This window comes from Vibrio sp. 10N.237.312.B06 (assembly GCF_041464685.1).
In the GTDB taxonomy this organism is placed as follows: Bacteria; Pseudomonadota; Gammaproteobacteria; order Enterobacterales; family Vibrionaceae; genus Vibrio; species Vibrio tasmaniensis_A.
Genome location: NZ_JBFSPI010000202.1, coordinates 1 through 1,195, shown reverse-complemented (window position 1 = coordinate 1,195; position 1,195 = coordinate 1). Strand labels below are relative to the sequence as shown.

2 protein-coding genes and 1 pseudogene are annotated in these 1,195 nt (G+C 42.8%); 1 reads left to right on the top strand and 2 read right to left on the bottom strand.

The features are described from left to right. The coding region (locus tag AB6C75_RS23540; RefSeq protein ID WP_372109524.1) for a phage integrase N-terminal SAM-like domain-containing protein at positions 1-196 on the bottom strand (196 nt) is incomplete at its 3' end. A gap of 229 nt (positions 197-425) precedes the next feature. On the opposite strand from AB6C75_RS23540, the gene AB6C75_RS23535 reads away from it, so the two are divergent. Beyond that, positions 426-782, top strand: a complete 357-nt coding sequence (locus tag AB6C75_RS23535) for a hypothetical protein (RefSeq protein WP_269337437.1) — start codon at positions 426-428, stop codon at positions 780-782. A gap of 255 nt (positions 783-1,037) precedes the next feature. Here the strand turns inward: AB6C75_RS23535 and AB6C75_RS23530 are convergent. Continuing rightward, positions 1,038-1,133 (bottom strand): annotated as a pseudogene (locus AB6C75_RS23530) (integrase); the annotation flags it as partial. Between the last annotated feature and the right edge of the window lie 62 nt (positions 1,134-1,195).

Below are 1,195 nucleotides of genomic sequence, written 5' to 3'. Positions count from 1 at the left end.
TTTGGATAAGAGACGCGAAGAACTGTTTGAGATCGGCCGTGGTTAATGTGTCAGGGACGCGATCGAAATGAGCGGTGATCCGACGAACCGCACGAGAATAGGCATCAATGGTCGCGGGTCGTTTACCTTGCAGCTTTAGGTTGGTAAGGTGTTGTTCATAAAGGGCGTTGTAGCGTTTTAAGTCGGTGGGATTCATAAGTTACTCCTGTCAACGACCATCAAAATGATGGTGTGACAAGAGTATGGTTTGCACTCGCTTTACTCTGCCGCGCAGCGGCTTCGTTCAACAAATGCATCAACACGATTTGCTACACTCGGCGTTGTCAGTTTGCCTTTAGTTTCAGTGATTAAGGCGTTAAAATTCAGCTAGGTCTGTATCGTAGCAAACGTGTTATGCAGGCGTTAGCTTAAAGGGACGTGAAGCTATGGATGTTATTTCAATAATCATTGTCGTTTTATGCGCAACATTTGTGTTTCCTGCCTTGTTTGGTTTGTTCGAATTGAAAACTTCAAAGCTCAAAGCAATCATCGAGGTTGAGGGTAATCAAATAACGATCCGCAAGCTGGCTGTGGAACGATTCCTTAGCTTAAAAGGCAGCACGATATGTACTACTAGCATTGTCCGTATTCAGTTTGTGAAAGACCCGATTGGAGGGACGTGCGTAACTCTGTTTAATGAATCCGATGGAGCTTTGGACTTTTGGGTTTCAGAGCACTTAATTAAAGGTGTTAAAAGTGAACTTGTGAGTGCTTGCCCGTATGCACAATTCGTTGAAATTTAAGCTAATTAATAAGGATTAAGGTGTTGCGTAGCCAACACTAAATCCCAAGTGTTGAATAAGCCCGAAGCCACTTTATTAAGTAAATTGTGTAATTTAGTTTGAAGGGCACATCGCTTTGAGGTTTTTCTCAAGGCGAGCGAGGCCAAGATAAGGTTGCGATAGCAATCTTATTAACCAGTTAGCTATTTTCGTTTCTTTCGTCGTCACACCTCCTCTATTTTGGTTGATGCCATTCTCCTTATTATCAAATGCCTTTCGACGAACCGCACGAGAATAGGCATCAATAGTTGCAGGTGGTTTACCTTGCAGTTTAAGGTTAGTAAGGTGTTGTTCATAAGGAGAGTTATAGCGTTACAAGTGATCTGCTCCAGTCAGACTGGACACTTAGCTAAGCGACATTTTGCTTTTCAAAG

Coding starts and splice junctions, on each gene's coding strand:
- AB6C75_RS23535 (WP_269337437.1), top strand. CDS start 426: ATGGATGTTATTTCAATAATCATTGTCGTTTTATGCGCAACATTTGTG.